This window comes from Mesorhizobium sp. M1E.F.Ca.ET.063.01.1.1 (assembly GCF_003998155.1).
Taxonomy (GTDB): domain Bacteria; phylum Pseudomonadota; class Alphaproteobacteria; order Rhizobiales; family Rhizobiaceae; genus Mesorhizobium.
Map to the genome: position 1 here is coordinate 1 of NZ_RZSC01000667.1, position 3,238 is coordinate 3,238.

A 3,238-nucleotide genomic window follows, 5' to 3' on the forward strand; every position below is an offset into this window, starting at 1 on the left:
CGACGCCCGCCGTGATGATGAGCAGCCGGTCCGAGCCGGCGAGCGCGCCGCCAAGCGCTTCGATGACGCGCTTGTCCTTCTCGCAATTCGCCACGAAATTCGAGAAATTGTGATCGAAGGCGGTGTGGATCACCGCATCCGATTTCGCCGCGCCGTCGCGCAGGCTGTCGAGGTCTTCGATGTCGCCGCGGTGGGGCTCGGCGCCGGCCGCCGCAAGCGACCGCGCACCGGCCTCGGAGCGGGACAGGCCAAGCACCTGGTGCCCGGCGGCAAGGAGCTCGGGCATGATTCTGGAACCGATGAAACCGGTCGCGCCGGTAAGGAATACACGCATGGGAGGTCTCCTGTGGTTGTTCGGAGGCCTTTCTTGCGCTATAGCTCATTCTGTTAAAGTAGTGACTTTATCATGGTATAATAGCCAACAGGATCGCAATGCCCGTCGAGACGACCAACAAGCTTGGCACCTTTCTTCGCGATCGTCGCATGCGCCTCGATCCCGCCGCCTTCGGCTTCGCCACGGGGCGGCGGCGCACGCAAGGGCTGCGCCGCGAAGAGGTGGCGCAGCGCGCCAATATCAGCCCGACCTGGTATACCTGGCTGGAGCAGGGCAGGGGCGGCGCGCCGTCCGCCGATGTGCTGAACCGCATCGCGACCGGGTTGATGCTGACCGAGCCCGAACGCGAGCACCTGTTCATGCTGGGCCTCGGGCGGCCGCCGGAGGTCCGGTACAGAAACGTCGATAGCGTGACGCCGCGCCTGCAGCGCGTCCTCGACGCGTTCGACCCCAGTCCGGCGATCATCAAGACCGCGACATGGGATGTGGTCGCCTGGAACCGCGCCGCGGCGGCGATGCTGACCGACTATTCCAAGCTGCCGCGCGAGCAACGCAACATCCTGCGCCTGATGTTTGGCAACCCGCGCGTGCGCGAGGCGCAGGACGACTGGGAGAGCGTCGCCCGCTTCGTGGTCGGCTCTTTCAGGGCCGATGCCGTCCGCGCCGGCGCCGGCGCCGAGGTTACCGAACTCGTCGAGGAGCTTTCCCGGGCGAGTCCGGAGTTCGCGGCGCTGTGGCGGGACAATGACGTCGTCGCCGCGCATGGCGAAGGCGTGAAGCGCCTTCGGCATCCCGAGATCGGGCTGATCGAGCTGGAATTCTCGGTCTTCGCGGTCGACGGCCGTCCGGAGCTCGGCATGATCGTCTACAATCCGGTTACGCGCGCGGACGCCGAACGCATCCAGTCGTTGATCGAGTCCCGCTCCGCAAAATGATGGGCCGCCATGTCCGGCGGCCCGCGACAAAGAGCCGGTGACGGCCGCCTCTGGCGGCCAGCCTGCCGCCGAATGCCAGCCCCAGGCTTGCAAAATCGCTGCCATGGGTTGGCAATGCGCAATTGCGCGGCGTCGGCCAATGGCTGTTTTCGAAGGACGGCGAGACGGTCTTGCCGGAACTCAATCCGGTCGTCGTCTGCGACAAGACGCCGGCGGTGCAGGCTTGCGTGTTGGCCGGCATCGGGCTTGGCATCTTTCCCGACTTCGCCGTCGAGGACGAAATCGCCGAAGGCCGCCTCGTGCGGGTGTTTCCGACTGGAGCCTGCCCACCGGCGGCATCCATGCCGTCTTTCCACCAGCCCGCTTCAGGCCGGCCAAGGTGCGCGCCTTCGTGGATTTCCTGGCGGCGGCAGAGAGGAAGCGGGTCCGAAGATGAAGCGTTCGCGCCATCTTGAACCGCCGCTGGCTTCCGTGCTTGCCTGTCTCCGCAAGTCACACACGGACGGTGAGCATGGCGAAATCAGTCAAGAACAGCGTCACGCCCGACCCCATGGTCGAGCGCCTGCGCGCGGCGCTCGGCCAACGTCAATTCACCGAACAAAAAATGTTCGGCGGCACCTGTTTCATGATCAACGGCAACATGCTGATCGGAACCTCGAAGCGCGGGCTGCTGGTTCGCGTTGGCAAGGCCGCGCATGCGGCCGCGGCCGCACGGCCCCATGCGCGGCCGATGGAAATGGGTGGGCGCTCGATGGAAGGCTATGTCCAAGTCGCGCCGGAAGGCACGGTTGCCGACGCGGACCTCCGCGCCTGGCTCGACCTCGCGCTGGCCTTCGTCGAAACTTTGCCGCCGAAGGTCAAATCCGCCAAGGTCGCAAAGAAGCGCGCGTAAGCCGCTCTCCCGCCGCTTTGCGGACTGTGATGTGTCAGTATCGGTTGAGCTGGTTTTAAGGAACGTGCGGGCCAGGGGAGGGAGCAATGGCACTCAGCGGACATTGCATGTGCGGGGCCGTGACCTGGACATACTCCGGCAGTGTCACGCGCAACCTGGTCTGCCACTGCGCCGATTGCCAGCGCGCCACGTCCGCCCCGCTGACGGCCTTCCTTGGCATGAGACCGGAGCAACTGAGCTGGACCGGTGACATCAGGCACTATGAAAGCAGCCCGAACACCTTTCGCGGGTTCTGCCCGTCCTGTGGCACGAGGCTCTATTTCCGTTCCGACAGATGGCCTCATGAGATCCACGTTCACGCCGCCACCATGGCGAATCCGGAGGACTACCTGCCCGATGCGCAGGTCCTCATACGCTCGCGGATGAAATGGCTCGACCGGCTGTCGTCGATTCCTGCCCATGAGGGTTTCCAGCAACAGCCGTCAGGTCATTCGCCCACCGAAACGCGTTAAGGTCTGGGTTGCCCAGACCAACAAAAAAAGCCGGGCGCGAGGCCCGGCTTTTCCGTGTCGTGGCTTGGACGACTTAGAACTTCATACCGACGCCGAACGTGACGCGGTTGTCCTTCGACTTGACGTTGCCGGTTGCACCGAAGTCCTTGTCGCCGTAGTCGGTGTAGCGGTACTCGACACGGCCGAACACGTTGTCCGTGATCTTGATGTCGGAGCCGACGCCGGCCGTCCAGCCCAGCATAGCCTTGCTTTCGTTGGTGCCGAGGAGGTCATCCGTGATCTTCTGGTTCTTGGCGGCAAGACCGCCGGTGCCATAGAGCAGGATTTCCGGGGTCACGGAGTAACCGAGGCGAGCGCGCAGCGAGCCCTCGAGGCCGCCCTTGGCATGGATGCCGGCGCTATCGCCCTTGACGCCGTTATAGCCGAGATCGGCTTCAGCGCCGTAGACGAAGTTCTCCTGCTGCCACTGATAGCCGCCGAAGACGCCGCCGATGAAGCCCTTGGTCTTCACATTGACGCCCTGATCCCTGGCATCGGCATGGCCGCTGAAGCCGTAGCCTAGGCT

General features: G+C 64.6%; 6 protein-coding genes. 4 read left to right on the forward strand and 2 right to left on the reverse strand.

The genetic code is table 11. From position 1 onward, the window contains the following. Positions 1 to 334 (reverse strand): NAD-dependent epimerase/dehydratase family protein (locus tag EOA29_RS30230; protein ID WP_127222031.1); only part of this gene is annotated, 334 nt, incomplete at its 3' end. A gap of 98 nt (positions 335 to 432) precedes the next feature. Between EOA29_RS30230 and EOA29_RS30235 the strand changes: the two genes are divergently transcribed. From EOA29_RS30235 to EOA29_RS30250, 4 genes are all read left to right on the forward strand, one after another. Then, the gene (locus EOA29_RS30235; RefSeq protein WP_126095490.1) at positions 433 to 1,269 is read left to right on the forward strand and encodes a helix-turn-helix transcriptional regulator; all 837 of its coding nucleotides are present in this window, start codon (positions 433 to 435) and stop codon (positions 1,267 to 1,269) included. A 122-nt stretch (positions 1,270 to 1,391) separates the two neighbouring features. Beyond that, the gene (locus EOA29_RS30240; protein WP_245468582.1) at positions 1,392 to 1,724 is read left to right on the forward strand and encodes a LysR substrate-binding domain-containing protein; all 333 of its coding nucleotides are present in this window, start codon (positions 1,392 to 1,394) and stop codon (positions 1,722 to 1,724) included. A gap of 95 nt (positions 1,725 to 1,819) precedes the next feature. Next, positions 1,820 to 2,161, forward strand: coding sequence for a TfoX/Sxy family protein (locus EOA29_RS30245; RefSeq protein ID WP_245464769.1), 342 nt, complete (start codon positions 1,820 to 1,822; stop codon positions 2,159 to 2,161). Between the two features lie 86 nt (positions 2,162 to 2,247). Then, entirely contained in the window at positions 2,248 to 2,673 is a 426-nt protein-coding gene (locus tag EOA29_RS30250; RefSeq protein WP_127222032.1) for a GFA family protein, read from the forward strand. A gap of 73 nt (positions 2,674 to 2,746) precedes the next feature. Here EOA29_RS30250 and EOA29_RS30255 read toward each other — a convergent pair. Further along, positions 2,747 to 3,238: outer membrane protein (locus EOA29_RS30255; protein ID WP_145969871.1), on the reverse strand; the 492-nt coding region annotated here is incomplete at its 5' end.

Excerpts from the sequence above, each read along its gene's own strand:
- EOA29_RS30235 (WP_126095490.1), top strand. The coding sequence starts at position 433 with ATGCCCGTCGAGACGACCAACAAGCTTGGCACCTTTCTTCGCGATCGT.
- EOA29_RS30250 (WP_127222032.1), top strand. The coding sequence starts at position 2,248 with ATGGCACTCAGCGGACATTGCATGTGCGGGGCCGTGACCTGGACATAC.
- EOA29_RS30245 (WP_245464769.1), top strand. The coding sequence starts at position 1,820 with ATGGTCGAGCGCCTGCGCGCGGCGCTCGGCCAACGTCAATTCACCGAA.